Source organism: Microbacterium sp. NPDC078428, from assembly GCF_044542535.1.
Taxonomy (GTDB): Bacteria; Actinomycetota; Actinomycetes; order Actinomycetales; family Microbacteriaceae; genus Microbacterium; species Microbacterium limosum.
The window spans coordinates 47,389-73,601 of the sequence record NZ_JBITUP010000007.1; the positions used below are offsets into that span (position 1 = coordinate 47,389).

General features: G+C 71.5%; 23 protein-coding genes. 7 read left to right on the forward strand and 16 right to left on the reverse strand.

Going from position 1 to position 26,213, the window contains the following annotated elements:
- The first annotated feature begins 88 nt into the window (after nt 1-88).
- The 5 genes from ACIGCK_RS12690 to ACIGCK_RS12710 all read left to right on the forward strand — a co-directional run bounded on the left by ACIGCK_RS12690 (nt 89) and on the right by ACIGCK_RS12710 (nt 7,832).
- Complete coding sequence (locus ACIGCK_RS12690) at nt 89-4,840, forward strand: ATP-dependent helicase (RefSeq protein ID WP_396666530.1); 4,752 nt, start codon at nt 89-91, stop codon at nt 4,838-4,840.
- The gene (locus ACIGCK_RS12695) at nt 4,833-5,642 is read left to right on the forward strand and encodes a DNA-formamidopyrimidine glycosylase family protein (protein WP_396666532.1); all 810 of its coding nucleotides are present in this window, start codon (nt 4,833-4,835) and stop codon (nt 5,640-5,642) included. Before ACIGCK_RS12690 ends, ACIGCK_RS12695 begins: the two co-directional genes overlap by 8 nt.
- A 175-nt stretch (nt 5,643-5,817) precedes the next feature.
- A complete protein-coding gene (locus ACIGCK_RS12700) occupies nt 5,818-6,225 on the forward strand; it encodes a transferase (protein WP_396666533.1) in 408 nt (135 codons plus the stop codon).
- 49 nt (nt 6,226-6,274) lie between these two features.
- Complete coding sequence (locus tag ACIGCK_RS12705) at nt 6,275-7,006, forward strand: LysR substrate-binding domain-containing protein (protein WP_330170477.1); 732 nt, start codon at nt 6,275-6,277, stop codon at nt 7,004-7,006.
- Nucleotides 7,007-7,082: 76 nt separating this feature from the next.
- Nucleotides 7,083-7,832: a GMP synthase gene (locus ACIGCK_RS12710; protein WP_396666534.1), complete on the forward strand. Its 750-nt coding sequence runs from the start codon at nt 7,083-7,085 to the stop codon at nt 7,830-7,832.
- 12 nt (nt 7,833-7,844) lie between these two features.
- On the opposite strand, the gene ACIGCK_RS12715 is transcribed toward ACIGCK_RS12710, so the two are convergent.
- From ACIGCK_RS12715 to glgX, 5 genes are all read right to left on the reverse strand, one after another.
- Complete coding sequence (locus tag ACIGCK_RS12715; RefSeq protein ID WP_396666535.1) at nt 7,845-8,669, reverse strand: tryptophan-rich sensory protein; 825 nt, start codon at nt 8,667-8,669, stop codon at nt 7,845-7,847.
- A 55-nt stretch (nt 8,670-8,724) separates the two neighbouring features.
- On the reverse strand, nt 8,725-9,771 hold the full coding sequence (locus ACIGCK_RS12720; RefSeq protein ID WP_330170480.1) for a 2-oxoglutarate and iron-dependent oxygenase domain-containing protein: 1,047 nt from the start codon (nt 9,769-9,771) through the stop codon (nt 8,725-8,727).
- Nucleotides 9,772-9,931: 160 nt separating this feature from the next.
- Nucleotides 9,932-11,662 (reverse strand): malto-oligosyltrehalose trehalohydrolase, encoded by a 1,731-nt coding sequence (treZ, locus tag ACIGCK_RS12725; protein ID WP_396666536.1) that lies wholly within the window; start codon nt 11,660-11,662, stop codon nt 9,932-9,934.
- Complete coding sequence (treY, locus tag ACIGCK_RS12730) at nt 11,659-14,061, reverse strand: malto-oligosyltrehalose synthase (protein WP_396666537.1); 2,403 nt, start codon at nt 14,059-14,061, stop codon at nt 11,659-11,661. Before treY ends, treZ begins: the two co-directional genes overlap by 4 nt.
- Before the next feature lie 16 nt (nt 14,062-14,077).
- Nucleotides 14,078-16,291 carry a glycogen debranching protein GlgX gene (gene glgX, locus ACIGCK_RS12735; RefSeq protein WP_396666538.1) on the reverse strand — a complete coding sequence of 738 codons (2,214 nt, stop codon included), beginning with the start codon at nt 16,289-16,291 and terminating at the stop codon, nt 14,078-14,080.
- A gap of 139 nt (nt 16,292-16,430) precedes the next feature.
- Between glgX and ACIGCK_RS12740 the strand changes: the two genes are divergently transcribed.
- The gene (locus ACIGCK_RS12740; protein ID WP_396666539.1) at nt 16,431-16,784 is read left to right on the forward strand and encodes a hypothetical protein; all 354 of its coding nucleotides are present in this window, start codon (nt 16,431-16,433) and stop codon (nt 16,782-16,784) included.
- A 9-nt stretch (nt 16,785-16,793) separates the two neighbouring features.
- Here the strand turns inward: ACIGCK_RS12740 and ACIGCK_RS12745 are convergent, their stop codons facing one another.
- The 11 genes from ACIGCK_RS12745 to ACIGCK_RS12795 form a co-directional block, all read right to left on the reverse strand.
- A complete protein-coding gene (locus ACIGCK_RS12745) occupies nt 16,794-17,123 on the reverse strand; it encodes an ATP-dependent DNA ligase (protein WP_396666540.1) in 330 nt (109 codons plus the stop codon).
- 21 nt (nt 17,124-17,144) lie between these two features.
- Complete coding sequence (locus ACIGCK_RS12750; protein ID WP_396666541.1) at nt 17,145-17,630, reverse strand: glutaminase; 486 nt, start codon at nt 17,628-17,630, stop codon at nt 17,145-17,147.
- A 10-nt stretch (nt 17,631-17,640) separates the two neighbouring features.
- Entirely contained in the window at nt 17,641-18,534 is an 894-nt protein-coding gene (locus ACIGCK_RS12755) for a TerC family protein (RefSeq protein ID WP_396666542.1), read from the reverse strand.
- Between the two features lie 33 nt (nt 18,535-18,567).
- Complete coding sequence (locus ACIGCK_RS12760; protein WP_396666543.1) at nt 18,568-19,773, reverse strand: cation:proton antiporter; 1,206 nt, start codon at nt 19,771-19,773, stop codon at nt 18,568-18,570.
- Between the two features lie 25 nt (nt 19,774-19,798).
- Nucleotides 19,799-20,914: a 5-methyltetrahydropteroyltriglutamate--homocysteine S-methyltransferase gene (locus ACIGCK_RS12765; RefSeq protein WP_396666544.1), complete on the reverse strand. Its 1,116-nt coding sequence runs from the start codon at nt 20,912-20,914 to the stop codon at nt 19,799-19,801.
- Between the two features lie 72 nt (nt 20,915-20,986).
- Nucleotides 20,987-21,340, reverse strand: coding sequence for a DUF6804 family protein (locus ACIGCK_RS12770; RefSeq protein WP_396666545.1), 354 nt, complete (start codon nt 21,338-21,340; stop codon nt 20,987-20,989).
- 100 nt (nt 21,341-21,440) lie between these two features.
- On the reverse strand, nt 21,441-22,139 hold the full coding sequence (locus ACIGCK_RS12775; RefSeq protein WP_396666546.1) for a GTP pyrophosphokinase family protein: 699 nt from the start codon (nt 22,137-22,139) through the stop codon (nt 21,441-21,443).
- Between the two features lie 31 nt (nt 22,140-22,170).
- Complete coding sequence (locus tag ACIGCK_RS12780) at nt 22,171-23,034, reverse strand: transposase (RefSeq protein WP_396666547.1); 864 nt, start codon at nt 23,032-23,034, stop codon at nt 22,171-22,173.
- 42 nt (nt 23,035-23,076) lie between these two features.
- On the reverse strand, nt 23,077-24,039 hold the full coding sequence (locus ACIGCK_RS12785) for a cation diffusion facilitator family transporter (protein ID WP_396666549.1): 963 nt from the start codon (nt 24,037-24,039) through the stop codon (nt 23,077-23,079).
- A 5-nt stretch (nt 24,040-24,044) separates the two neighbouring features.
- Entirely contained in the window at nt 24,045-24,485 is a 441-nt protein-coding gene (locus tag ACIGCK_RS12790) for a hypothetical protein (RefSeq protein WP_396666551.1), read from the reverse strand.
- Between the two features lie 47 nt (nt 24,486-24,532).
- Complete coding sequence (locus ACIGCK_RS12795; protein WP_396666553.1) at nt 24,533-25,417, reverse strand: SDR family oxidoreductase; 885 nt, start codon at nt 25,415-25,417, stop codon at nt 24,533-24,535.
- A gap of 210 nt (nt 25,418-25,627) precedes the next feature.
- Here ACIGCK_RS12795 and ACIGCK_RS12800 point away from each other — a divergent pair, with 210 nt between their 5' ends.
- On the forward strand, nt 25,628-26,188 hold the full coding sequence (locus tag ACIGCK_RS12800) for a Dps family protein (protein WP_396666555.1): 561 nt from the start codon (nt 25,628-25,630) through the stop codon (nt 26,186-26,188).
- Nucleotides 26,189-26,213 lie beyond the last annotated feature (25 nt).

Sequence of the window (26,213 nt, forward strand, 5' to 3'; positions counted from 1 at the left end):
CCTCCGGTGACGCGCTGCACACCCGCGCCGGGAGCGCGATCGGGCAACCCCCGGCCCGATGTCGCAGACCGGGTCCATGATGGAGTCGATGAGCGACGTGCTCGAGCGATTCGGCCCCGCCACCCAGGAGTGGTTCCGCGGGGCCTTCGCCGCGCCCACCTCCGCGCAGGCCGGCGCCTGGGATGCGATCTCCGCCGGCAGGCACGCCCTCGTCGTCGCCCCGACCGGTTCGGGCAAGACGCTCTCGGCGTTCCTGTGGGCGATCGACCGCGTCTTCCGCGAGAAACCGCTGAGCGCCCCCGCCAAGGAGCCCGTGCGCGGGCGGCGCGCGCCCCGCGGCGAGACCCCGCGGACGAGCATCCTCTACATCTCGCCGCTCAAGGCACTCGGCGTCGATGTCGAGCGCAACCTCCGCTCCCCGCTCGTGGGGATCGGCCAGGCCGCGCGACGGCTCGGCATCGCACTCCCCGACGTCACCGTCGGGGTGCGCTCGGGAGACACCCCCTCGAACGAGCGTCGCCGGCTCGTGCAGGATCCCCCCGACATCCTCATCACGACCCCGGAGTCGCTCTACCTCATGCTCACGAGCCAGGCGGGGCAGACGCTCGAGAGCGTCCACACCGTCATCGTCGACGAGGTGCACGCCGTCGCCGCGACCAAGCGCGGCGCCCACCTCGCCGTGAGTCTCGAGCGGCTCGACGCCACGCTCGAGCGCCCGGCCCAGCGCATCGGCCTCTCGGCCACGGTGCGGCCCATCGACGAGGTCGCGCGGTTCCTCGGCGGCTCCGCTCCCGTGGACATCGTGGCACCGCCGGCGAGCAAGGCGTTCGACCTCCGGGTCGTCGTCCCGGTCGAAGACATGCTCAACCCGCCACCGCCCCCCTCACGCGCGGGGGATGGGGCGGGCGCCGAGGCGGGCGAGGACGACGCATCATCCGCCGACGACGAATCCGGCACGTGGTACACCGCCGACAGCCGACTGCGGCCCGAGAGCACGGAGATGACGGGGTCGGTGTGGCCCCATGTCGAGGAGGCGATCGTCGACCGCATCCTCGAGAACAGGTCGACGATCGTGTTCTCCAACTCCCGCCGGCTCGCGGAGCGGCTCACGGGCAGGCTCAACGAGATCTACGCCGAACGCCTCGGCATCGAGCCGTCCGAGAGCACCGGAGGGGGGCACACGGCCGCGGATGCCGAGGCCCCGCCCGTCCTCGCGCGCGCTCACCACGGTTCGGTGTCGAAGGAGCAGCGTGCGCAGGTGGAGGAGGAGCTCAAAGCCGGACGCCTGCGCTGCGTCGTCGCGACGAGCAGTCTCGAGCTCGGCATCGACATGGGTGCCGTCGACCTCGTCATCCAGGTGGAGGCCCCGCCGTCGGCGGCGAGCGGCCTGCAACGGGTCGGACGCGCCGGGCACCAGGTGGGCGAGGTCAGCCGCGCCTTCCTCTTCCCCAAGCACCGCGCCGACGTGCTGCACACCGCCATCACGACGGAGCGCATGCTCGCCGGTCGCATCGAGGCCATCACGATCCCCCAGAACCCGCTCGACATCCTCGCCCAGCAGACCGTCGCGGCGGTGGCGCTCGGCGAGCTGCCCGTCGAGGACTGGTACGAGCAGGTTCGCCGCAGCGCGCCGTTCCGTACCCTGCCGCGATCGGCGTTCGAGGCGACGCTGGATCTGCTGGCGGGGCGCTACCCGTCCGACGAGTTCGCCGAGCTGCGCCCGCGCATCGTGTGGGACCGGGACGCCGGCACCATCACGGGCCGGCCCGGAGCGCAGCGGCTCGCGGTCACCAGCGGCGGCACGATCCCCGACCGGGGCCTGTTCGGCGTCTTCGTGGCGGGCGAGACGCGCAACGCCCGCGTGGGCGAGCTCGACGAGGAGATGGTCTACGAGTCCCGCGTGAACGACGTCTTCACACTCGGCACGACGAGCTGGCGGATCGTGGAGATCACCCACGATCGCGTCAACGTCGTCCCCGCCTTCGGACAGCCGGGGAAGCTGCCGTTCTGGCACGGCGACGGCCTCGGACGCCCCGCGGAGCTCGGCGAGGCGCTCGGCCGGCTCTCCCGCGAGCTGACGGCGTCGGACCCGGCGAAGGCGCGGGCGAGGCTGCGCGACGCGGGTCTCGACGATCTCGCCGTCGGCAACCTGCTGTCCTACCTGAGCGAGCAGAAGGAGGCCACGGGCAGCGTCCCGACCGATCGCACCCTCACGGTCGAGCGCTCCCGCGACGAGGTGGGCGACTGGCGGATCATCCTTCATTCCCCGTACGGCATGAGCGTGCACTCGCCGTGGGCGCTCGCCGTGAACGCGCGCATCCGCGAGCGGCTGGGCGTCGAGGGCTCGGCCGTCGCGAGCGACGACGGCGTCATCGCTCGCATCCCCGACGCCGCATCCGATCCGCCGGGGGCCGAGCTGTTCGTCTTCGATCCCGACGAGCTGGAGCAGGTCGTCACCGACGAGGTGGGCGGCTCGGCGCTCTTCGCGTCGAGGTTCCGCGAGTGCGCCGCGCGGGCATTGCTGATGCCCCGGGTGAACCCGAATAGGCGCAGCCCGCTCTGGCAGCAGCGTCAGCGCTCCGCCCAGTTGCTCGAGGTCGCCAAGCGCCACCCCACCTTCCCGATCATCCTCGAGACGCTCCGGGAGGTGCTGCAGGACGTCTACGACGTCCCGGCCCTGCTGCGTCTGCTCCGGGGCATCGGCGAGCGGCGGATCCGACTCGTGGAGACGACGACGACGCAGCCGTCGCCGTTCGCCCGCGACCTGCTCTTCGGATACGTCGGCGCGTTCATGTACGAGGGGGATTCCCCGCTCGCCGAACGCCGCGCGGCCGCGCTCTCGGTCGACCCGGCGCTGCTGTCCGAGCTGCTCGGCAAGGTCGAGATGCGGGAGCTGCTCGATCCCGATGTCATCGCCCAGTTCGAACGGGAGGCGCAGCGCCTCGATCCCGACCGCCGGGTGCGGGGCGTCGAGGGCGTCGCCGACCTCCTGCGCCTCCTCGGCCCCCTGGACGCCGCCGAGGTCGCGCAGCGGCTGCAGGCGGGCGACGCTCCCACGGCCCCCGCCGACGACGACCCCGCCACCCCCGCAGCGCCCGCGCCCGCCGCGACCGTGGCCGAGGCAGCCGCCCACCTCGACGCGCTCGTCCAGGCGCGCCGGGCGATCCCCGTCAGCATCGCGGGCTCGACGCGCACCGCCGCGATCGAGGACGCGGGGCGCCTGCGCGACGCCCTCGGCGCGGCGCTGCCCGTGGGGCTTCCGCTCGCATTCCTCGAGCCCGTCGCCGATCCGCTCGCCGATCTCGTCGCGCGGTACGCCCGCACGCACGGCCCCTTCACGGCGGATGCCGTCGCCGGGCGGCTCGGCGTGGGGGTCGCGGTCGCGCGGCAGACGCTCCAGCGTCTCGAGTCGCAGGGGCGCGTCGCCGGCGGCTTCTTCCTGCCGGCCACCGCCGACACGCGCGACGAGACGGAATGGTGCGATGCGGAGGTGCTGCGGCGGCTGCGCATGCGCTCGCTCGCGGCGATCCGCGGCTCGGTCGAGCCCGTGCCGCCCGAGTCGTTCGCGAGGTTCCTGCCGTCCTGGCAGCACGTCACCCGCCCCCTCGAGGGCATCGACGGCGTGGCCGCGGTGATCGAGCAGCTCGCGGGCGTCCCCGCTCCCGCGAGCGCCTGGGAGACGCTCATCCTCCCCTCGCGGGTCTCCGACTACACCCCGGCCATGCTCGACGAGCTGACGGCGACGGGCGAGGTCGTGTGGTCGGGGCACGGGTCGCTCCCGGGCCGCGACGGGTGGATCGCGCTGCACCCCGCGGACGCCGCGCCGTTCACGCTCCCCGACCCCGACGCCGAGGTCGCGCCCGACTCCCTCGAGCACGCCCTGCGCGAGGCGCTCTCCAACGGCGGCGCATGGTTCGCCGCCCAGCTGCGTCAGGCCGTCGACGCCCCGAACGATCAGTCCGTCATCGAGGCGCTGTGGAACCTCACGTGGGCGGGTATCGTCACCAACGACACCTTCGCGCCGGTCCGCTCGCTGCTCGGCGGGGGGTCGCAGGCGCACCGCTCGGCGCGTCGCACGCCCCGCTCGCGCATGTTCCGGGGCACGAGCATGCCGCGACCGGCGGCGCCCCCGCGCCCCACGGCCGTCGGCGGGCGCTGGTCGCTGCTCCCCGAGCGCGAGACGGATGCCGCCGCCCGGGCGACCGCGACGGCATCCCTCCTGCTCGACCGCTACGGAGTCGTGACCCGCGGATCGGTGCAGACGGAGGGCGTCTCCGGTGGCTTCGCGCAGGTGTACCGCATCCTCGCCGGCTTCGAGCAGGCCGGGCACTGCCGCCGCGGATACCTGATCGAGAAGCTCGGGGCGGCGCAGTTCGCGTCGTCGCCGACGATCGACCGGCTGCGCGAGTTCGCCTCGCTGCCCGACCCCGCACCGCGACGCGCGGTCACGCTGGCCGCGACAGACCCCGCCAATCCCTACGGCGCCGCGCTGTCGTGGCCGACGATCGAAGGCGTCACGCATCGCCCGGGCCGCAAGGCGGGGGGACTCGTCGTGATCGTCGACGGGAGCATCGTCCTCTATCTGGAGCGCGGCGGGAAGAGCGCGCTCGTCTTCGACGACGACGACGATGCGCTCGCGTCGGCCGCCGCCGACCTCGCGCGCACCGCCCGCGCGCGGCGACTCGACACGCTCACGATCGAGCAGGTCAACGGCGACTTCGTCTACGGCACGGGCCTCGGCGTCGCGCTGCGCGCCGCCGGGTTCGTCGAGTCCCCGCGCGGGCTGACCCTGCGCAAGGTCACGGCCGGCGAGGCCGCGCGGGAGGCGGAACGTGCCTGAGGGCGACACCGTCTACCGCACCGCCCACCACCTCCACTCCGTTCTGGCGGGCAGCGAGATCGTGCGCTTCGACATCCGCGTGCCCGGCAGCGCGACCGCCGACCTCAGCGGACAGCGGGTGCGGGAGGTCGTGCCCCGGGGCAAGCACATCCTGCACCGGATCGGAGATCACACGCTGCACTCGCATCTGAAGATGGAGGGGGCGTGGCACATCTACCGGCCCGGTACTCGTTGGCGCGCCCCCGCCCATGCCGCCCGCGCGATCGTCGCGACCGCCCAGTGGGAGACCGTCGGCTTCGACCTCGCCATGGTCGAGGTCCTCCCCACGCGCGACGAGGCGCGGCTCGTCGGCCACCTGGGCCCCGACCCGCTCTCGGATGACTGGGACGCGCGGGAGGCGGCGCGGCGACTGAACGTCGACACCCGCCCGGTGCACGTCGCCCTCCTGGACCAGCGCAACGTCGCGGGCTTCGGGAACGAGTACGCCAACGAGCTGCTGTTCGTGCGCGGCATCCACCCCGAGACGCCCGCCACGGCGGTGGACGCCCTCGCCCTGGTCGAGCTGGGTGCGCGGATGATCCGGCAGAACCTGCCGGGCCCGGGGCGCACGTTCACCGGCGATTCCCGCGCGGGACGCGGCACGTGGGTGTACGGGCGGGAGCGGCGGGCCTGCCGCCGGTGCGGCACGACGGTGCGGGCCACGACCCTCGGCGCATCGCCCACGAGCCAGCGCAACGTCTTCTGGTGCCCGCGCTGCCAGCCCGCGGTCCGGGACGACCCGGCCACGGCCGCGCGATCATAGGCGCCGCCCGCCACCGGCGCAACGGGAGGATGCAGCGCCAGACGCCCGAGAAGAATGGGCAATCCGGGAGGCAGGCGGCGACGAATGCCTCGTGAAAGCCGATGCGGGGAATGAGGCGGACCCTCCGTCCGTTGTCTCCAGTACTCGACTCCGACCGGAGCCGCGGGAGGAAGAATTGGGCAAGAACTACGTCGACATCGAACGCGACAACGGCGAGACCCTGCGCTACCGCAAGCACGTGAACGGGCGCGGGCTGATCGCCCACGGCGCGAAAGTGCACGCGAGCGCATTCGTCGAAACCGGGTCGTACGTCGAACCGGGAGCGCAGGTCGCCGCGGGCGCGCGGATCCTGCGCGGCGCGTGGGTAGAATCCGACGCATTCGTCGGGCACGACGCGCTCGTGGAGGAGCACGCCCACATCGGGCGCGGCGCCGCCATCGGCCCCGGAGCGCGCATCGGCGTCCGCACCCACGTGGGCGACCACGCGCGCGTGGCGAGCGGCGCCCTCATCGGAGACGACGAGACGATCGCCGACGGACAGGCCGTCGCCACGGATCGCCGCGGCCTCTGGCTCGCTGCCTGAAGGGCCGATCGCGCGGCATGAGCCGCACGTGCGACGGTAGCCTGGGCGGATGACGAGGGGTTCCGGCCGAAGGGCGCGCCGACCCGCGCGGCCGATCGAGCGCGGCAGCCGGAAGCCTCCGCCGAAGGCGCCTTCACCCTCGCGACCGGCCACCGCTCGGGAGCCGGGGTCGGTCGGCGACCGCACGGGCGTCTTCCGCCTGGGGGTCGTGCCCGGCACGACGCCGGGGACCTGGATCTCCCGCTGGCGCGAACGCCTGCCGGGCGTCGAGCTGCAGCTCGTGCCCGTCGAGGCGCGCGAGGCGCGCGAGATCCTCGACGCACGATCCGCCGACGCCGTCCTGGCGCGCCTGCCTCTGCAGGCGGACGGACTCCACGTCATCAGGCTCTACGACGAGGTGCCCGTCGTCGTGTTCGACAAGGCTTCGCATCTCGCGGCCGCCGACGAGCTTCGAGCGATCGACCTCGAGGGTCAGGTGCGTATCGTGCCGGCCGACGACGTCCTTCCGGGACTGGAGCTGCCCGGCACGGTGGCCCCGTCGTTCCCCTCCCTCGCGACCACCGCCGACGCGATCGAAACGGTGGCGGCGGGGGTGGGCATCGTCGTCGTTCCGCAGTCGCTGGCCCGTCTGCACCACCGCCGGGACACCGATTACCGCCCCCTGGCCGACGGACCGGTCTCCACTGTCGCGCTCGCCTGGATCGCGGAGCAGACGACCCCGGATGTCGAGGCTTTCGTCGGCATCGTGCGCGGGCGCACCGCCCGATCCTCGCGCGCGTGAGGACATGCACCCGGGGAGTCCGCCCGCGCCCCGCTCGACGGTCGGCCCCGAATCCGATCGTCCTAGAATCGAGCGCATGACCACCACCGACGCGGGCGGGCGGCCCCTTCTCTACGTGTGCGTGCGCCCGCAGTCCGGCGCCGCCGAGGCCGAATACCGCTCCTTCCGCGAGGCCACGCACCGGGACGAGACGGTCCTCCACGCGCACGACCTGGTGCGGCATCCGCTTCCCCCAGACGCCTTCGACCGCTACGCCGGCTTCCTCATCGGCGGCAGCCCGTTCAACGTGGCGGACCCGGAGTCGACCAAGACCGATGTGCAGCGGCGACTCGAGGCGGACCTGGAGGGGATCGCGCGGCGCGCGGCGGGCGCGGAGACGCACGCGATCTTCACGTGCTACGGGATCGGGATCGTCTCCCGCGTGCTGGGCGGAGAGGTCACTCGCGGGTTCCCCGAGGACACCGGACCCGCGACCGTCGAACTCACCGACGCCGGCGCGTCCGACCCCGTGCTGGGCGGCCTGCCCCGGCGCTTCACGGCGCTGACTGCCCACAAGGAGGGCACCGGCCAGGCACCCCCCGGGGCCTCGCTCCTGGCGCGCAACGAGGCGTGCCCCGTGCAGGCCTACCGCGTGGGTCGCACGCTCTACGCGACCCAGTTCCATCCCGAGCCGACGGCGGCGGCGTTCATCGAGCGGATGGGCGTCTACCGCAACGACGGCTACTTCGACGCCGCCCGCTTCGACGAGATCGCGGGGCGCGTGCGGGCTGCTGCCCTGAGCGAGCCGCCCCGCATCCTGCGCGCCTTCGCCGACCTCGTCGGTTGACGGGCGCCCCGCTCAATCTCCCTGCGGCTTGAGCAGACGCAGACCCGCGACAGCCACCGGAATCACGACCACGACCGCGGCGACGATGATCGCGGCGATGCCGATCGGCTCGCTGCGCGGCTGATCGAGCAGCCGCCCCGCGGCGAGCCACACGGCTCCCCATCCGATGGCGAGACCGGGCGTCACGCGCCACCCGCTCGCCCATGCGATCCCGAGGCCGAGGGTGCCGAGGACGACGAGGACCGCGACCCCCCACGCGTGGGCGTGGTCCTCCCACGAGGTCGGCCCCACCTCGGTCAGCCACGCCGCGACGTTGGCGGCCGACGCCACGGTGACCCACCCGAGATGCAGGCCGGTCACGCCGTCCAGCAGCACGGCGTCGGCGGCGCCGTCGCCCGGCACTCGGGTCGCGACCGCCCGCTGGAAGGTGACGCACAGCGCCGCGAGCAGCAGGAAGATCACGATCACCGTCGCCCAGATCGGCAACAGCTGCGCCGCCACGAGCCAGAGACCGTTGAGGACGATCGTCAGGGCGACCCACCAGCCCAGGGCGCGCTGGCGCTCGGATGCGCGCTGCGACGGGAGCGCCTGCCAGACCACGTACGCCACGAGCCCTGCGTAGATGATCGACCAGATCGAGAACGCCGGGCCGGCCGGCGCGAGGTATGTCGCATCGGAATCCAGCGCGCCCCCCTGGGAGTTCTCGACCGCGGTCCCGCCGAGCCCGCCCACCCCCACGAGGACGGCGACGAGCGTGAAAACCAGCGACGAGATCACGGCGATCTGGCGCAGCAGATCGCGGGCACGCAGGGCCTGGTCGTGCGATCGGACGCTCATGCCCACACGATACGGGGCACGGGCGTCCGATCGCGCGGGCTTGACAGCCTCCCGGCTAGGCCCGCTGGCTGGCGAGAACGCGCGCCGACTCGCGTGCCGCGTTCTCGTTCTTCTTCCCCGCTCGCGATCCGGCCAGCTTGGCGGAGATGTGCTCGCCGACGGTGATCGGCTCGTACAGGTCGGGGTGATCGGCGTCGACGCAGGAGGGCAGCGTACGGATCATCGCGTCGGTGTTGCCGTCGTGGAAGAAGGCTGCCGACCGCCGGCGCTTGATCGTGCCGTCGATGACCGGCGGCTTCACGCGGTGCAGCGTCGACATCCACCGCTCGTTCGTCCAGCGCGCCGTGACGTCGCCGAGGTTGATGAGCAGTGCGTCATCCGCCGGTTCCACGTCGTTCCACGATCCGTCGGCCCCGAGCACCTGGAGACCCCGCACCTGGTCCGCCCACAGGATCGTGACGATCCCGTAGTCGGTGTGCTCGCCCATGCCCATGAGCTCCCCGTCGAGGCGCACGTCGGTGCCGGGCGGCAGCGCGTAGTTGTTCATGCGCATGACATCGAGCGAGTGATCGGTGACCCGCTCGAAGAAGTCGGCGGGAAGACCGAGCGCGTCGGCGAAGATGCGGGTCATCGTGCGCGCGACCCGCCCCGCCTCGGCGAAGTAGGCCTGCACCTGTCCCTCGAAGCCGTCGACGTCGGGCCAGAGGTTGTCGGCGTAATCCGGCTGGGGCAGCTCGGCGACGTGCGGATAGTCGGCGGCGCCCGCCCCGACGTTGAAGGCTTCGAAGAAGTCGTTCATGCGGGTGGCCGATTCCACTCCGAGCGAGAGCGACAGCGACTCCGACTTGGGCGGGCTGTAGCCGCGGTTGACCCGCGGCGGCGTGCGGTACGACTTCTTCTGCTCCAGTTCGAGCGCGAAGAACCGGTCCATCGCGTCGGTGAGCCCGTCGATCACGGCGGCGGGGATGCCGTGGCCCGTGATCTGGATGAATCCGACCGTGCGGCATGCGTCGTCGATCTGCCGGGCGACCTCCGCCCGCTCCGCAGGCGTGCCGTTCGTCACATAGGGAGTGATGTCGACCAGGGGAACATGGAATGTCATTGCGACTCCTTGGATCGGGAGCCGCCCGAGAGGGCAGCCCGCGCTGAGGTGGGGTAGCCGCTTCACGTCTTTCCAGTCACCCGCGGCGGGAGTCCCGCGTCGGGCTTTCGCGTACGGTGAGCGTCGCCGGAGACGTTACCCCGCCGACGTTTCGCCCGGGTTACGCGAGGCGGGGCCCGACGATCGCCGCCGACTCCGGCGCGATCGTCGCGGTGTCCGCCTCGCGCGAGACGCCCGCGGCATCCGTCGCCAGCAGCACGACGGCGTCCTCGCGAACCGGCTGAACGGCCGGCCGGTCGCTCAGGTTCACGAGCACCGACAGCGCGCCGCGGTCGAGGCGGAAGACCCCCTCGGCGGGCGTCGACGCGGCCACCGAGGCGAAGGACGGGTCCGTCGCCTCCGGACGGGCCCGGCGCAGCGCCGCCAGGTCGCGGTGCAGGGCCAGCATGCGGGCGTGATCCCCGCGGCCCGGCTCGCTCCAGTCCAGCTTGGAGCGCTCGAACGTCTGGGGATCCTGCGGGTCGGGCACGGCCGATTCGTCCCAGCCCATCTTGGCGAACTCGGCGATGCGCCCCTTCGCGGTCGCCTCGCCGAGCTCGGGCTCGGGGTGCGAGGTGAAGAACTGCCACGGCGTGCCGGCCCCCCACTCCTCCCCCATGAACAGCATGGGCGTGAAGGGGGAGAAGAGGTTCAGCACGGCTGCGCAGGCGAGCCGCCCGTAGGACAGGGTCTGCGACAGACGGTCGCCCGCCGCACGGTTGCCGATCTGGTCGTGGTCCTGCGCGAAGGTCACGAGGCGCCAGGTGGGCACGTCGGCGGGGATGGGATGTCCGTGGTCGCGCTCCCGGAAGGAGGAGTAGGTGCCGTCGTGGAAGAAGCCCCGGGTCGACGTCTTGACCAGCGCCTCCGGCGTGGCGAAGTCCTCGTAGTACCCCGCCTTCTCCCCCGACACGGCGACATGCACCGAGTGGTGATAGTCGTCGCTCCACTGCGCGGTCAGGCCGTACCCTCCGGCCTCCCGGGGGAGGATCAGGGTCGGGTCGTTCATGTCCGACTCGGCGATGAGCGTCAGGGGTCGGCCGAGGTGCGCCGACAGGGCGTCGGTGGCCTCGGCCAGCTCCTTCAGGATGTGGCGGTCGCCGTCGTCGAGGAGGGCGTGCACGGCATCCAGGCGCAGGCCGTCGACGTGGTAGTCGCGCATCCACATGAGGGCGTTCTCGACGATGAACGCGCGCACCGCGGGCTCATCGAGGTTGACCGAGTCGCCCCACGTGTTGCGGCTCCCCTCGCGGAGGTACGGGCCGAACTCGGGCAGGTAGTTGCCGCTCGGCCCGAGGTGGTTGTACACGACGTCCTGGATGACGGCGAGGCCCGCCTGGTGGGCCGCGTCCACGAAGCGCTGGTAGGCGGCCGGCCCGCCGTACTCCTCCTGCACGGCGTACCAGAGGACGCCGTCGTACCCCCAGTTGTGCACGCCGTTGAAGCCGTTCACGGGGAGCAGCTCGATGTGGGTCACGCCGATCTCGAGGAGATGGTCGAACCGGTCGATCGCGGCGTCGAGCGTCCCCTCCGGGGTGAAGGTGCCCACGTGCAGCTCGTAGATGAGGCCGCCCGCCAGCTGCCGTCCGGTCCAGGAGTGATCGAGCCACGTGTGGGCGGCGGGATCGAAGAACGCCGACGCGGCGTGCACGCCCGACGGCTGGCGGCGGGATCGCGGGTCGGGCCGCAGATCGTCGCCGTCGTCGAGGACGAACCCGTACTCCTCGGCGTCCCCGAGAGCCAGCTCGGCGCTCCACCAGCCGTCGGCGCGCGCGGTCATCTCCGTGTCGCCCGCCCCGGGTCGGCGCAGCCGCACTCGGGACGCCTTGGGCGCCCATACGTCCACCGTCATGTCGTCTCCTCGTGTCGCTGGTCGCCCGTCGGCACGAGAACCGCCACGGGGTAGACCGCCAACAGGTCGCCGAGCGCCACCGCACCGCCGTCGACGCGGCGGCCCGTGAGTGCATCCGTCCACGATCCGACGGGGCACAGCACGGCCGTCTCGCCCCACCCGCCGCGCGCCGCGAGTCCCACCGGCAGCCGCGTCGCGACGGTGATCGCGCCGCCCCGGTCGAACGCGATCGCGTGCGCCGCGGCATCCCCGACCACCGTCATGGGCGTATATCGCGTGAACAGCTCGGGGCGATCGCGCCGCAGCCGCAGGGCCCGCGAGGTCACGCGCAGCTTGGCGCGGGCGCTGTCGTCGATCGGCGGGTGCTCTCCGCGGTCGAACGCCTCGTCCACCTCGCTCAGGAGGCGGGCGCGTTCGCCGAAGTCCACCGCGCGCCGGTTGTCGGGATCGACCAGGCTGTCCTCCCACAGCTCGGAGCCCTGGTAGACGTCCGGCACCCCGGGCCCGGTCAGCTGCAGAACCTTCGCCGAGAGGGAGTTCACCCAGCCCGGGGCCGCGATCTCGTCCACGAACGACGACAGCGCGGCCGCCGCCCGCTCGTCGTCGAAGGCCGCATCGACGACGGCGTGCATCCGGTCCTCGAAGTCCGCGTCCGGATCCCACCACGAGGTCATCTCCCCCGCCTCGCGAGCCGCCTTCTCCGCGTAGGCGTGGAGACGCTCGCGCGATGCGGGCCAGGCCCCGACGATCGCCTGCCACAGCAGGCTGTCGAACGGGCCGTGGCCGCTGGATGCCGCAGACCGAAGATCCTCGAGCACTTCCGCCCACCGCTCGGGCATCTCGGCCAGCACCGCGAGGCGAGCGCGTACATCCTCGCCGCGCTTGGTGTCGTGCGTGGAGCGCGCCGTCATCGCCTGCGGCCAGGACGCCTGCCTGGCAGCCTGCGCGGCGTGGAAGCCGGCGGCATCCAGCGAGAACACCGACGGGTCTCCGCCGACCTCGGTGAGCGGGCCCAGCCGGGTGGCACGGTAGAAGGCGGTGTCCTCGACCCCCTTCGCCATGACGGGGCCCGTGGTCTGCTCGAACCGGCGGGAGACCTCCCTCTCCGGGTCGGCGAGCTGCGGCCCGATGACATCGATCGCACCGGCGAGATCGGGTCGGCGGCGCAGCGCCTCCGCGATCGCGGCGTCGAGGTGCTCCCGGCCGGCGGGGAGGTACGACCGGTACACGGCGAAGCACGCGAGCAGTTCGGCGAGCGCGTCGGCGGCCCCCGTCACGGGCTCGTCGAGCAGGCGCACGAGCCGGGCGACCTCGGCCGCCTGGATCGTCTCGGCGATGGTGCGCTTGGTGTCGTGGATCAGGTCGTGCCACGACGTGCCGGCGGGAAGGCCGGTTTCCGTGCGCAGCGCGGCGTCGAGGGCGTCCAGCCGCGACTCGCCGGCGGGATCGATCAGCACCCGATCGATCTCGGCCATCGCGTCGTACCCCGTCGTGCCGGCGCTCTTCCACCACGCGGGCAGTGCCTCGCCGTGCTCGAGGATCTTCTCGACGAGCACGTAGACGCCGCCCGTCGCCTCCGCGAGCCGGTCGAGGTACCCGCCCGGGTCGGCGAGGCCGTCGGGGTGGTCGATGCGCAGGCCGTCGACCAGCCCCTCGCGCACCCATCGCAGGATCTCCGCGTGGGACTCGTCGAACACCCAGGGCACCTCGACCCGCACGCCCGCGAGCGTCGTCACGGCGAAGAACCGCCGGTAGTTCAGCTCGGCGGCCTCGCGTCGCCAGAACATCAGCTCGTAGTGCTGACGGTCGTGCACGGCGCGCACGATCTCCGGCATCCCGAGCCGGTCGCGCTCATCGTCGGCGATCGAGCCCTCCGCGAGCGGGTAGGCGTTGTCGTAGTAGCGGAGCAGGCCGTCGGGTGCGTCGTCGGCGGGCTCCGGATCCACGACGACCTCGCCGTTCGCGATCGCCTCCTCGAGCTCCGCACCGAGGATCGGCACGCGCACCCTGGGGCCGCCGAACTCCCCGTCGATGTCGAACGCCTCGGCGTAGCGCGAAGAGCGTCCCTGCCGCAGCAGGTCCCACCACCACGGGTTCGCCCTCGGCTGCGACACGCCCATGTGGTTGGGGACGGTGTCCACGAGGATGCCGAGGCCCACCTCGCGCGCGGCGGCCGCGAACCGATCGAGCCCCTCCTCCCCGCCCCGCGCGGGGTCGACCCGCGTCGGGTCGACGACGTCGTAGCCGTGGTCCGACCCCGGCGTCGCCATCAGCAGCGGCGAGAGGTAGGCCCACGAGACGCCGAGGTCACGGAGGTAGGCGGTGACGGATGCCGCGGCATCCAGATCGAACGTCTCCCGGATCTGCAGTCGGTACGTGGAGGACGGGTGGCGTTTCATGAGGGCTCCCGCGGACTCAGCGGTGGACTTCGGACGAGGGCGCCTGCGACGGGGTCTCCTCGCCCTGGCTGCTCGCCAGCGCCGCGAGCGACGCCGCCACGGAGTGGTCCACCTCCGGCTCGGGCACCGAGTGCTCACGCAGCACGATGAGGGATCTCTTCTGCAGATCGACGTGCTCACCCGGCAGGATGGGGCGCGTGTCGGCCAGTTCTCCCGCGGTGTCGATGATCACGTCCCACTTCGGAGAGAAGTCCAGATCGGGCAGATGGAACTCGATCGTCTCGTCGCTCGCGTTGAAGAGGATGACGAAGTGCTTGTCGACGATCGGCTCGCCGCGGCGATCGCGCTCGCGGATCCCGTTGCCGTTGAGGAACACCCCCACCGCGCGCCCGAAGCCGGAATCCCAGTCCTCGGGCTGCATCTCGGTGCCGTCGGGCCGCAGCCACACGATGTCGGGGAGGCCCTGCCCCTTCTCGCGCCGCACGGGACGGCCGTCGAAGAACCGCCGACGGCGGAAGGTCGGGTGCTCCTTGCGCAGCCGCGCCACGGCGGCGGTGAACTCCACGAGCGGGTGGTCGGCCTCGTCCCAGTGCATCCAGGTCAGCTCGTTGTCCTGGGCGTAGCCGTTGTTGTTGCCCTGCTGGGTGCGGCCGAGCTCGTCGCCGTGCAGCAGCATGGGGACGCCCTGCGAGAGCAGCAGAGTCGCGATGAAGTTGCGCTGCTGACGGGCGCGCAGGGTGAGCACCTCGGGGTCATCCGTCGGCCCCTCCACCCCGAAGTTGGACGAGCGGTTGTGCGATTCGCCGTCGTTGTTGTCTTCGCCGTTGGCCTCGTTGTGCTTCTCGTTGTAGCTCACGAGATCGCGAAGGGTGAACCCGTCGTGCGCCGTGACGAAGTTGATGGAGGCCACGGGGCGGCGCCCGGAGTGCTCGTACAGGTCGGCCGACCCGGTCAGTCGCGAAGCGAACTCGCCGAGGGCCTGCGGCTCGCCGCGCCAGAAGTCGCGCACGGTGTCGCGGTACTTGCCGTTCCACTCCGTCCACTGCGGGGGGAAGTTGCCCACCTGGTAGCCCCCGGGCCCGATGTCCCACGGCTCGGCGATGAGCTTGACCTGCGAGACCACCGGATCCTGCTGGACGAGCTCGAAGAAGGTCGCGAGACGGTCGACGTCGTAGAACTCGCGCGCGAGCGTCGCCGCGAGGTCGAAGCGGAAACCGTCGACGTGCATCTCGAGCACCCAGTAGCGCAGCGAGTCCATGATGAGCTGCAGCGTGTGGGGGTGACCCACGTTGAGGCTGTTCCCCGTGCCCGTGTAGTCGGTGTAGTACCGCTTGTCGTCGTCCTCGAGCCGGTAGTACGCCGCGTTGTCGATGCCCCGCATCGACAACGTCGGGCCCATGTGGTTGCCCTCCGCGGTGTGGTTGTACACGACGTCGAGGATGACTTCGATGCCCGCCGCGTGGAGCGACTTGACCATCGCCTTGAACTCCTGCACCTGGTTGCCGAGGTCATCCGTCGACGCGTAGGTGTTCTGCGGAGCGAAGAAGGCGATCGTGTTGTAGCCCCAGTAGTTCGACAGGCCCTTCTCCTGAAGGGTGCTGTCGTTGACGAACTGGTGCACCGGCATGAGCTCGATCGCCGTGACACCGAGGCGTTGGAGGTGGTCGATCATCGCCGGGTGGCCGATGCCGCTGTAGGTGCCGCGGATCTCCTCGGGGATGTCGGGGTGCAGCTGCGTGAGCCCCTTGACGTGCCCCTCGTAGATGAACGACGACGCGTACGGGGTCTTCGGCTGCCGGTCGCCCGCCCAGTCGAAGAACGGGTTCACGACGACCCCCATCATCTGGTGGGGGGCGGAGTCCTCGTCGTTGCGCGTGTCGGGGTCGCCGAACTCGTAGCCGAAGACGGGCTGGCCCCACTCGACCTCCCCCGAGACCGCCTTCGCGTAGGGGTCGAGGAGCAGCTTGTTGGGGTTGAAGCGCAGCCCGTTGGCCGGGTCGTGCGGGCCGTGCACGCGATAGCCGTACCGCTGGCCGGGACCGATCTGCGGCAGGTACGCGTGCCACACGAAGGCGTCGACCTCCATGATCTCGACGCGGGTCTCCTCACCGTCCTCGCTGAACAGGCACAGCTCGACGCGTTCGGCGCCTTCGCTGAAAAGGGCGAAGTTCGTTCCGTTTCCATCGAACGTCGCACCGAGCGGATAGGTGGATCCAGGCCAGGTCTGCACGGGGCTCCTCGGGTAGGGGGTACTCACCATATCCAAGCGGTGCGGGCGACCCGGTGTCATGGCATTCTCTTTGGACAGTCGCTGTGCTATGACCGGAGCGGCCTCGGCACATACCCCCCTCGGGCATTAGGCTGGCGGCGTGGGCACGATCTATTACGGGGGCGGAGCCACCCCCATCGATATCGAGGACCGCGCCCTTGCGCACCTCAAGGTGGTCATCGCGACCAAGCTTCGCCGAGGGGAGAGCTTCACCGTCTCCTGGCGGCACCCCGATGACCAGCCGCGCGGGCGCAGCACGATCTGGCTGCACCCCTCCATCCCCCTGCGTTTCGTCTTCGACGACCCCGAACCCGCGGAACTCAGCCGCGAGTGGATGGAAGAGCTGGCGCAGTCGGCGAACTCCTCGGGCGGGATCATGCTCATCGCCGAGCATTTCGCCGGCGAGGAGTCGGCGGACGGAGAACGCGCAGACGCCACGGCGCACGCCAACTAGAGGGTCCGGCTATCCGGACTGCTCCGCGTCGGCTGCCGACATCTCCTGGGGCTCCGGCACGACGAACAATCCGTTGGGGCTCGACGCCGACGTCATGAGCTCCTCCACCCATGCCCGGTTCAGGCGCGGCTCGCGGCTGCCGTGGAACGCGAACTGCATGGGCACGGAGGGGTGCATCCAGAAGCTGCGGCGACTGATGCCCTCGCTGTCGAGATCGACGGTGAACATGAACGACTCGCTGCGGCGGAGCTTGTTCATGATGACCACCCGGAGATGGGCCAGGGTGCGGTCCTCGATGTCGACGGAGGTGTTTATCGTGTCGTAGATGAATCGACCCATGGCCCGAGCATAGCCCCGCGCTCACGCGCCCTGCGGCGGACGCAGCAGCAGGGCGATGCGCTCGTCGAGGTACTCCGCCAGCGGCATCCGTCCCGCCCCTCGGCTCCATCGCACGGAGGGCACTGCGCCGACCAGCGTCACCGGGCCGGATGCCTCCCCGCGCGCGACCGCGTCGAGGTCGACGACATGCCAGCCCACGTGCACGGTCTCGCCCTCCGCGAATCCGCCGCGCAGCGCCGCGAGGGCCAGTTCGGCGCGCTCCCGGGATGCCTGTGCGGTGAATCCGCGCCGCCCGGGGTCGTGAGCACGGACGATCTCGCCCGTCGCGAGCAGTGCGTCGTCGGCGATCAACAGCACGCCGAGATGCCAGGCCTCCCCGCGCGGCACGACGCGGGGCCCCCGCGCCGCGGCGAACAGGCGCGGGGTGACGAGTTCGCCGAGGCGCGCCCGCGGAGCGCCCGCAAGACGCTGCCGGGCGGAGGCGACGACACCCGCGGCATCCGTCATGCGTGCGCGCTCAGCCCAGCCCGTGGCGCGTCTCGTGCGAGGAGTCGGCTCCCTCGACGGGTTTGCGCGAGAGCCCGACCGAACCGGCATCCGCGCCCGTGGACAGCGCCGCCGTCACCGCCACCTGCTCGTCGACATCGCTGTAGCGGGGGCGCAGCTTGACGGCCTCGGTGCGGGCCTTGGCACGCTTGGCCTTGCGGCCCGCGTAGGAGAGGTTCAGCACCTCGACGAAGATGGCGAACGCCATCGGCCCGTAGATGAACGCCTTGTCGATGTGGATCTCGAACCCCTCGGCGATGAGGAACACGCCGATCAGCAGCAGGAACGACAGCGCGAGCATCTTCACCGTGGGGTGCCTGTTGACGAACTCGAAGATGAAGCGCGCCGCGAAGAGCATGATGCCGAAGGACAGCACGACGACGGTGATGATGACGAGCAGGTTGTCGGTCATGCCCACCGCGGTGATGACCGAGTCGAGCGAGAACACCAAGTCGAGCACGAGGATCTGCGCGATCACCGAGCCGAAGGTGACGGCCTTGCGCTTGTCGCCGTGACCCTCCTCCTCGCCCTCGAGCTTGTGATGGATCTCGGTGACGGCCTTGTAGACCAGGAAGAGACCGCCCGCGATGAGGATGAAGTCCTTCCACGAGAAGCCCATGCCGATCAGCTCGACGACGTCGTCCTTCAGCGTGATGATCCAGCCGGCGAAGAGCACGAGCAGCACGCGCATGAGCATCGCCAGGGTGAGGCCGAGATTGCGTGCCTTCGCCTGCTGCTCCCTGGGCAGCTTCGACGCGAGGATCGAGATGAAGATGACGTTGTCGACCCCGAGCACGACCTCCAGCACGAACAGCGTGAGGAAGACCGCGATGAGATCCGGCGTGAAGGCGAAGGAGAAGTCCACGGGCTCAGGGTAGCCGCGCGAGCGCGCCGCGTCTCACACCTGGTCGTCGGCGGCGGGATCGCGGACGACGTCGCTCCTGCGCGCGCCTTGCAGCGCCATGCCCACGAGCGGATACAGCAGCACCGACAGCATCCCGGCACCGACCAGTGCCGCGGCGAGGCCCGGCCGGAGGATCCCCTCCGCGACCCCGATCGACGTGACGGCGACGATGATCGGCAGCCCCGTGGCGCCGAGGAAGACCATCGCGACGCGTTCCCGGCCCGACGATCCGGGCGGTGCCGAGAGCATCGAGGGGAGCCCCCGCACGACGAGCAGCAGGATGAGGAAGACGGGGACGAGCAGGGCGTCGCGCGGATCGCCGAGGAGCGACGCGAGATCGAATGTCACCCCCGTGTAGACGAAGAAGACCGGGACGAACACCCCGAAGGCGAGGCCCTCGACCTTCGACTCCACCTGCTGACGATCCGGCTCGGGCGCGTTGCGCATGATCAGCTGCCAGACGACGCCCGCCACGAACGCGCCGAGCAGCATGTCGAGGTCGAGCACCAGACTGAGCGCGACGAGGCCGGCGAGGATCAGGATGATGACGCGGACGGCGAACTGGCCCGAGGTGTGCAGCGTCGACGTCACCACGGCGTGGAGTCGTCCGTGCGGTACCCGCGCCGCCGCGAAGACGGCGAGCCCCGCGATCCCCACGAAGACCGCGAGGACGATGCTCGCCAGGCCGATGTCGCGGCCGCCGAGGAACAGGGAGATCGCCACCAGCGGCCCGAACTCCCCCAGGGCCCCCACGGCCATGACGGCGCGGCCGAAGGGGGTGGGCAGCAGGTCCGCGTCGCGCAGGATCGGCAGCAGCGCACCGAGGGCCGTCGAGCAGAGCGCGACGCCGATGACGACCGCGGCCTCCCCCGGCGCGATGAGCAGACCGACGGCCACGCCGGCGGCGAGGCTGACGATCCACCCGGTCGCGGCGCGGCGCCCCGAGCGACCCCGCACGACGGCGAAGTCGATCTCGTTGCCCGCGACGAAGAAGAGCAGCGCGAGGCCGAAGTCCGCGAGGCGCTCGCTGACGACGCCGGGCTGCACCCAGCCGAGCAGGCTCGGGCCGATCAGGATGCCGAGGGCGAGCTCGAAGACGACGATCGGCACGCGCACCCACCGGGAGAGCCCGCGGGCGAGCAGCGGCGCCGAGACCGCGACGAGCGCGATCACGAGGACGTCGATCTCGCTCAGGGCCACGGGCCCAGGTTAGCGAGCGGCGCGCTCAGCGCCAGACGTCGTCGGCGATCGCGACGACCTCACGGATCTTCGCCCACTGCTCGTCCTCGGTGAGGACGTTGCCCTCCTCCGTCGAGGCGAAGCCGCACTGCGGGCTGATCGCGAGCTGCTCGAGGGGGGCGAACCGCGAGGCCTCGTCGATGCGGTTCTTCACGGCATCCACGTCTTCGAGCTCTCCGCTCTTGGACGTGATGAGCCCCAGCACCACTGTCTGGTCGCCCTCCGGAAGGAAGCGCAGCGGCTCGAAGCCGCCGGCCCGGTCGCTGTCGTACTCCAGGAAGAACCCGTCGTAGGCGACCCGGCCGAGCAGCTGTTCGGCGACCGGCTCGTACCCGCCCGAGGAGATCCATGTGGAGCGGAAGTTGCCCCGGCAGACGTGCGTCGTCACGACCAGGTCGTCCGGCTTGCCGTCGAGGATGCGGCCCAGCATGTCGGCGTACCGCTCTGCCAGGCCCTCGGTGCGGATGCCGCGGTCCCGAGCCTTGGCGAGCTCCTCGTCGCTGCAGAGGTAGGCCCAGGCGGTGTCGTCGAACTGCAGGTAGCGGCATCCGGCGTCGTAGAACGCGGCGACCGCGTCGCGGTAGGCCTGGATCAGGTCGTCGACGAACGCGTCGCGACCGTCGTAGACGCGGGGGTCGATGTGGTCGGGCTCGAGCCGGAAGTCGAGCACCGTCGGGGCGGGGATGCTGAACTTCGGCTGCGCCCCGGTGGTCTCCGCGAGCACCGACTGCAGGGAGCGGTAGTGCTCCAGCATGGGGTGGGTGTCGCTGAAGCCGACCTTGCCGCCCAGGTGGACCCCGCGGGGCTTCGTCTGCACGCCCTGGAACTGGATGCCGTGGTCGAGCTCGACCACCTCGACGCCGTCGAGCATGCCGAAGAAGTCGAAGTGCCACCACGACCGGCGGAACTCGCCGTCGGTCGCCAGCCGGAGGCCGTTGGCGGCCTGCTTCTGCACGAGGTCGCGGATCTGGGCGTCCTCGACCTCGCGCAGCGCGGCGTCGTCGATGACGCCCGCGGCGCGGTCGGCACGGGCGGCCTTGAGGGCCTCGGGGCGCAGGAACGAGCCGACGATGTCGGCGCGGTACGGGGGATTCACACTCACCCTGTCACTGTAGCCGCGGCATCCGCGGGGCACGATGGATGTGTCGGCGGATGGCGAACACACCGGCACCGCTCACCGCCGGGGCGCGGGCGGCGCCTCCCGCGGCACGCGGATGAGCGCGCCCGCGGTGAGGAAGAGGGCGGCGCCGACGACGTGCGCGACGATCCACGCGATCCCCTCGGCAGGAACGGGGAAGATCGGATTCCACGCCACCGCGACGGCGAAGAAGACGATCGCCCACCACCACTGCTGCGCCTGCACCCCGAACCACGCGACGATGAGGGCGAGGATCGCGACGACGAAGCGGATGAGCAGGTACCAGTCGGCCCCCAGCAGGGGCACACCCGCCAGCAGGGCCGCGGCGGCGATGATGCCCGGCACGAATGCGGGGCGGCTGGTCTCTGGCTTCGCGGGCGTCTGCGGCATGCCCCCATCCTGCCCCGCCGCGCGAGACACCACATCCGCGCCCAGACACCGGACGGGCGATGGTGCCTCGGCACGAATGCGGGGTTTCGGGTCGTGCTCGTCAGACCGCGAGCGGGCGGGGCGGCGGGGCCGGGGGCGTCTCGGCGGCGCCGTGCACCTGGTGGTGAAGGCGCTCCATGCGCGCGTCGAGCTCGGCGGCGGTATCGGCGGCGTCCTTGAGCGAGGCCAGCAGGCCCGCGGGCACCTGACGGTCGTACTTGTAGTAGATCTTGTGCTCGAGGCTGGCCCAGAAGTCCATCGCGATGGTGCGGAACTGCACCTCGACCGGCACGTCCACGCGGCCCGTCGAGAGGAACACGGGAACCTCCACGATCGCGTGCAGGCTCTTGTACCCGTTCGCCTTCGGCCGGGCGATGTAGTCCTTCACCGCGCGGACGGAGATGTCGTCCTGGGCCGTGAGCAGGTCGAACAGGCGGTAGGCGTCGGCGACGAAGCTGACGGTGACGCGGATGCCCGCGACATCCGTGATGTGCCGTCGGATGGCGGCGAAGTCGGGTTCGATCCCCTTGCGCGACACCTTCTCGGTGAGGCTGTCGGGCGACTTGACCCGGCTCGTCACATGCTCGATCGGGTTGTAGTCGTGCATGTGCTGGAACTCGTCGCGCAGGATCGCGATCTTCGTCTCCACCTCCTGCAGACCGAACCGGTACTCCAGCAGGAACCGCTGGAACTCGTCGCGCAGGGCCCTCATCTCTCGGAGGGTGGCGGAGAACGAGGCGTCATCGAGCGAGACCGACATGGGCAGAACGCTAGGCGCCCCGGTTACGAGGTCACTGGGAATCGGATGCCGCAGCCAGCGCGGCACGAGCGCGCTCCGCCCGCGTCGCCGCCTCCCGCGCGCGCGCAGCGGCGGCATCCCTCTCCTGCGCATGCCGGCCGGCTTCGGCAGCCGCCTCGTCCGCCTGCGCAGCGACGCGCGCGAGCTCCTGCTCGAGGGCGGACACCCGCTCGCTCAGCAGCGCGGACCGCTCGCGGGCCTTCTCCTCGCGCGCCCGCGCCGCGGCCAGATCGCGGTCCGCGTCGGTGGCTCCGCGCTCCGCCTCCCGGACGGCCTTCTCGGCGGCGCGGCGCGCCCGGAGCTCCGCAAGATCGTCGCGCGGCGCGGCGACGACGGGCGCTCCGCCCCCGGGAGTCCCGCCCCCGACGGCGCCGGAGAGGTCGACGGGGTCGAGCCCCGAGGCATCCAGCGCCCGCACGAGGCGTCCCGTTTGCACCGCGACCGCCGCCCCGGCGTCTCGCAGTGCGGCGTTCAGCGTGCGCGCGATGTCGTCGCGGGCCGCCGCGCTGACCGATACCCCGGCCTCCCCGGCGAGGGAGACGGCGTCGCGGGTGAGGGCCGCGACGAGGTCGCGCCGCTGCCGGTTGAGCGCGGTCAGGGCCATCGCATCGAGGTCGTCCTGCGCCTCGCGCAGCTCCGCGGCGAGCGCCAGCACCTCCTCCAGCCCGCCGGGGTCGGCGCGGACGAGGACGTTGACGGCCCATGCCGCCACGGAGGGACGGCGCAGGGCCTTGATCGCGCGAGACGCGGAACGCTCGCCCGCCTCGGACGCCGCGGCATCCCGCGCCGCGGTGAACTCGTCGGGGCGCAGTCCGTACAGACGCGCGGCCGCCTCATCGACTTCCGAGTCCGCCACGACGCCATTCTCCCGCGGTTCGCGCCTCCGCGTCGGAGCCGCTCACTCCCGGCCGGTCCGAGCGGCCTCTTCGGGGAGCGAGGGAACCACGACGATCACGACGTCCTGCACTTTCCAGTCAAGCGCGGCGACCGCCTCCCGCGCCTGCTCGATCCGATGCGCCCGCAGTGTGCCGCGGCGCGGGACGACGAACGCCTCGACGTGGAAGACCTGCCCCATGTCTCGTACGCGGACGGCCGCCTCCCGCACCCACGGCAGCCGCTCGAGCTCCTGGACGATGAGCGCATTGAGCGGGTCGGGCTGACCACCGTCGTACGTGCGGGCTCGCTGGTCCATCAGATCGACCAGCGCGGCCCGGGAGTTCTTCACGCCGTCCCAGACGATTCCCGCCGAGATGAAGAGGGCAGACGCACCGTCGAGCCACCACAGGCCCAGCCCGATCCCGAGCACGCCGACGATGGATGCCGCGTTCGTGGTCCAGTCCGCCTTGGCCATGTCGGCATCCGCGTACAGCACCTTGTTGTGCAGCTTGGGCGCGACCTTCATCTTCGCGGGGCCGTAGAAGAAGGGCCCTATGACGATGAGCGCCATGACCCCGATCATGAGCCACCCGAGCCACACGGTCACGCCGAATAGCCGCACCGTGCCGATCGTCGGATGCTCCGCGGTCACCAGCCCGATGACCGATTCGACGGCGAGGCTCCCGCCAATGGACAGGAGGGCGACTCCGGCCACGAGATGCCCCACGCCCATCGCCCTGTGCAGGCCGTAGGGGAAGCGCCGGGTGGGCGGCTTCCGGATCAGCAGCAGAGCCATGAGGAACGAGATCTGGGGGACCAGAGAGAGCATGTCTTCGATCCAGGCGGTCTTCATCGCCTGCGAGTTGCCCACCACGAGGGCGACGAGCACGATCGTGACGCTCGTGTATGCGATCGTGAACCATTCCAGCCTGATCGCCCGATGGAGGACCTCCTGCTGCGCGGTGGGAAGGTCGGTGCGGCCCATCGACCTCATCCGCCGACCTCCGCGTCGAGGAACCGCTCGATCGCCGTAAGGAAGGCGTTCTCCCCCTGCGGCACGAGGAAGCAGATCGCCCGTCCGTCGGAGCCGGGGATCTGGGGATAGCCCCGACTCACACCCACCCGGTCCGCCCACGGCGTCCGATCGGTGATCCCGCCGACGACGAGGTCGAGTGCGCCCTTCTCGAGCCCACTGACGAGCTCCTCCTCGCTCCCGCTCGACCACCGCACCTCGGCTCCGCGGTCGGACGCGAAGCGCTCCACCAGGCGTGCGAGCGGGCCCGTCACCCGCTCTGCCGTCTCGATCAGCCCCGGGCTCGACACGGCGCCCGCGCGAAGCGTCCCTCCCGTCACCCGTTCGAGCGTGCCACCGGGGTCGGCCGGCACCGGCCCGCACGCCGCCAACGCGAACGCGAGGAGTGCGGCGACCACGCCGGTCGCCGCTCTCCTCGCGCGTGAGCCCGCTCCTCGCATGATCTCTAGAGCGGCTTGCCGCCCGTCACCGGCAGCACGGCACCCGACACGTAGGATGCCGCTTCGGACGCGAGGTAGACGTAGGCGCCGGCCAGCTCGGCAGGCTGCCCGGCCCGACCGAGCGGCGTGTCCTGCCCGAAGGTCGCCAGCCGCTCCTCGTCCCAGCCCGTGCCGGGGATGAGGGGGGTCCACACCGGTCCGGGGGCGACGGCGTTCACGCGGATGCCCTTTTCGCCGAGCTCGCCCGCGAGGGCCTTCACGAACGCCACCTGGGCGGCCTTGGTCATCGCGTAGTCGATCAGTCCGGGCGAAGGGTTGAACGCCTGCACCGACGAGGTGACGATGATCGAGGCCCCTGCCTCCAGGTGCGGGACGGCCGCCCGGGCGCTCCAGATGAGGCCGTAGAGGTTCGTTCGGAAGACGCGGTCGAACTCCTCGGTCGGGAGCGATGCGAGGCTTTCCCGGTCCTTCTGGTACGCGGCGTTCAGCACGACGACGTCGAGGCCGCCGAGCTGAGCGACGGTGTCCTCCACGATCGACGTGGCGAACGCCTCGTCGCGCACGTCGCCGGCGAAGGCGACGGCGCGCCGACCCGCCGCCTCGACGAGCGAGACCGTGGATGCCGCGTCCTGCTCCTCCTCGGGCATGTGCGCGATCGCGACATCCGCCCCCTCCCTGGCGAAGGCGATCGCGACGGCGCGTCCGATGCCGGAGTCGCCGCCGGTGATCAGCGCGCGGCGGCCCTCGAGCAGGCCGTGACCGACGTAGCTGTCCTCGCCATGGTCGGGCTGCGGCGTCATCCGGCCGGTCGTGGCCGGCTGATCCTGCTCCTGGCCCGGGAATCCCTCGTCGTGGTGTTTGGTCGTGGGGTCGGTCTGCTCGTTCGCCATCGCTGGCTCCTCTCGTTCGACGTCTCCGACGCTAGGGACGCGCTCCGACCCCACGCAGGCCCTTGACATCCGGGCCACCGGCCGCATAGGGGCGAAAGGGCATAGCAGCACGACGCGCGACGGGCAATCCCCCGTGCCGCGTCGGCGCCTCCTCCTACCGTGAGATCGACCGAGTGCGGTCGCCCGTGCGACCGCGGAAGGAGATCAGCAATGGCCGAGACGAAGAAGAGTGACACCACCTCGACGACGAAGGGCCGCCGTCGCCCCAGCCGGGGTGCGGGGCTGACGAAGGAGCAGAACGCCGAGACGGGTTTCCGCGCCTCTGCGGAGCTCAGCGAGAACATGCAGCGCGTGCTCGTCGACCTCATCGAGCTCTCGCTGCAGGGCAAGCAGGCGCACTGGAACGTCGTGGGCGCCAACTTCCGCGACATGCACCTGCAGCTCGACGAGATCATCGAGGCCGCCCGCGGATACAGCGACCAGGTCGCGGAGCGCATGCGAGCCCTGCATGCCCTGCCCGACGGGCGTTCCGACACCGTCGCGGAGATGACGACGCTGCCCGAGTTCCCGCACGGCGAGGTGTCCACCGCCGAGACGATCGATCTGGTGACCGAACGACTCGACGCCGTCATCGCCACGGTGCGCGAGGTGCACGACCCCGTCGACGACGAAGACCCCACGACCGCGGACATCCTGCACGGCGTGCTCGAGGGGCTCGAGCAGTTCTCGTGGATGGTCAGCGCCGAGAAGCGCACCCCCACGGGACGGTGACGCTCCCCGCCGCGCCAGGGGACGT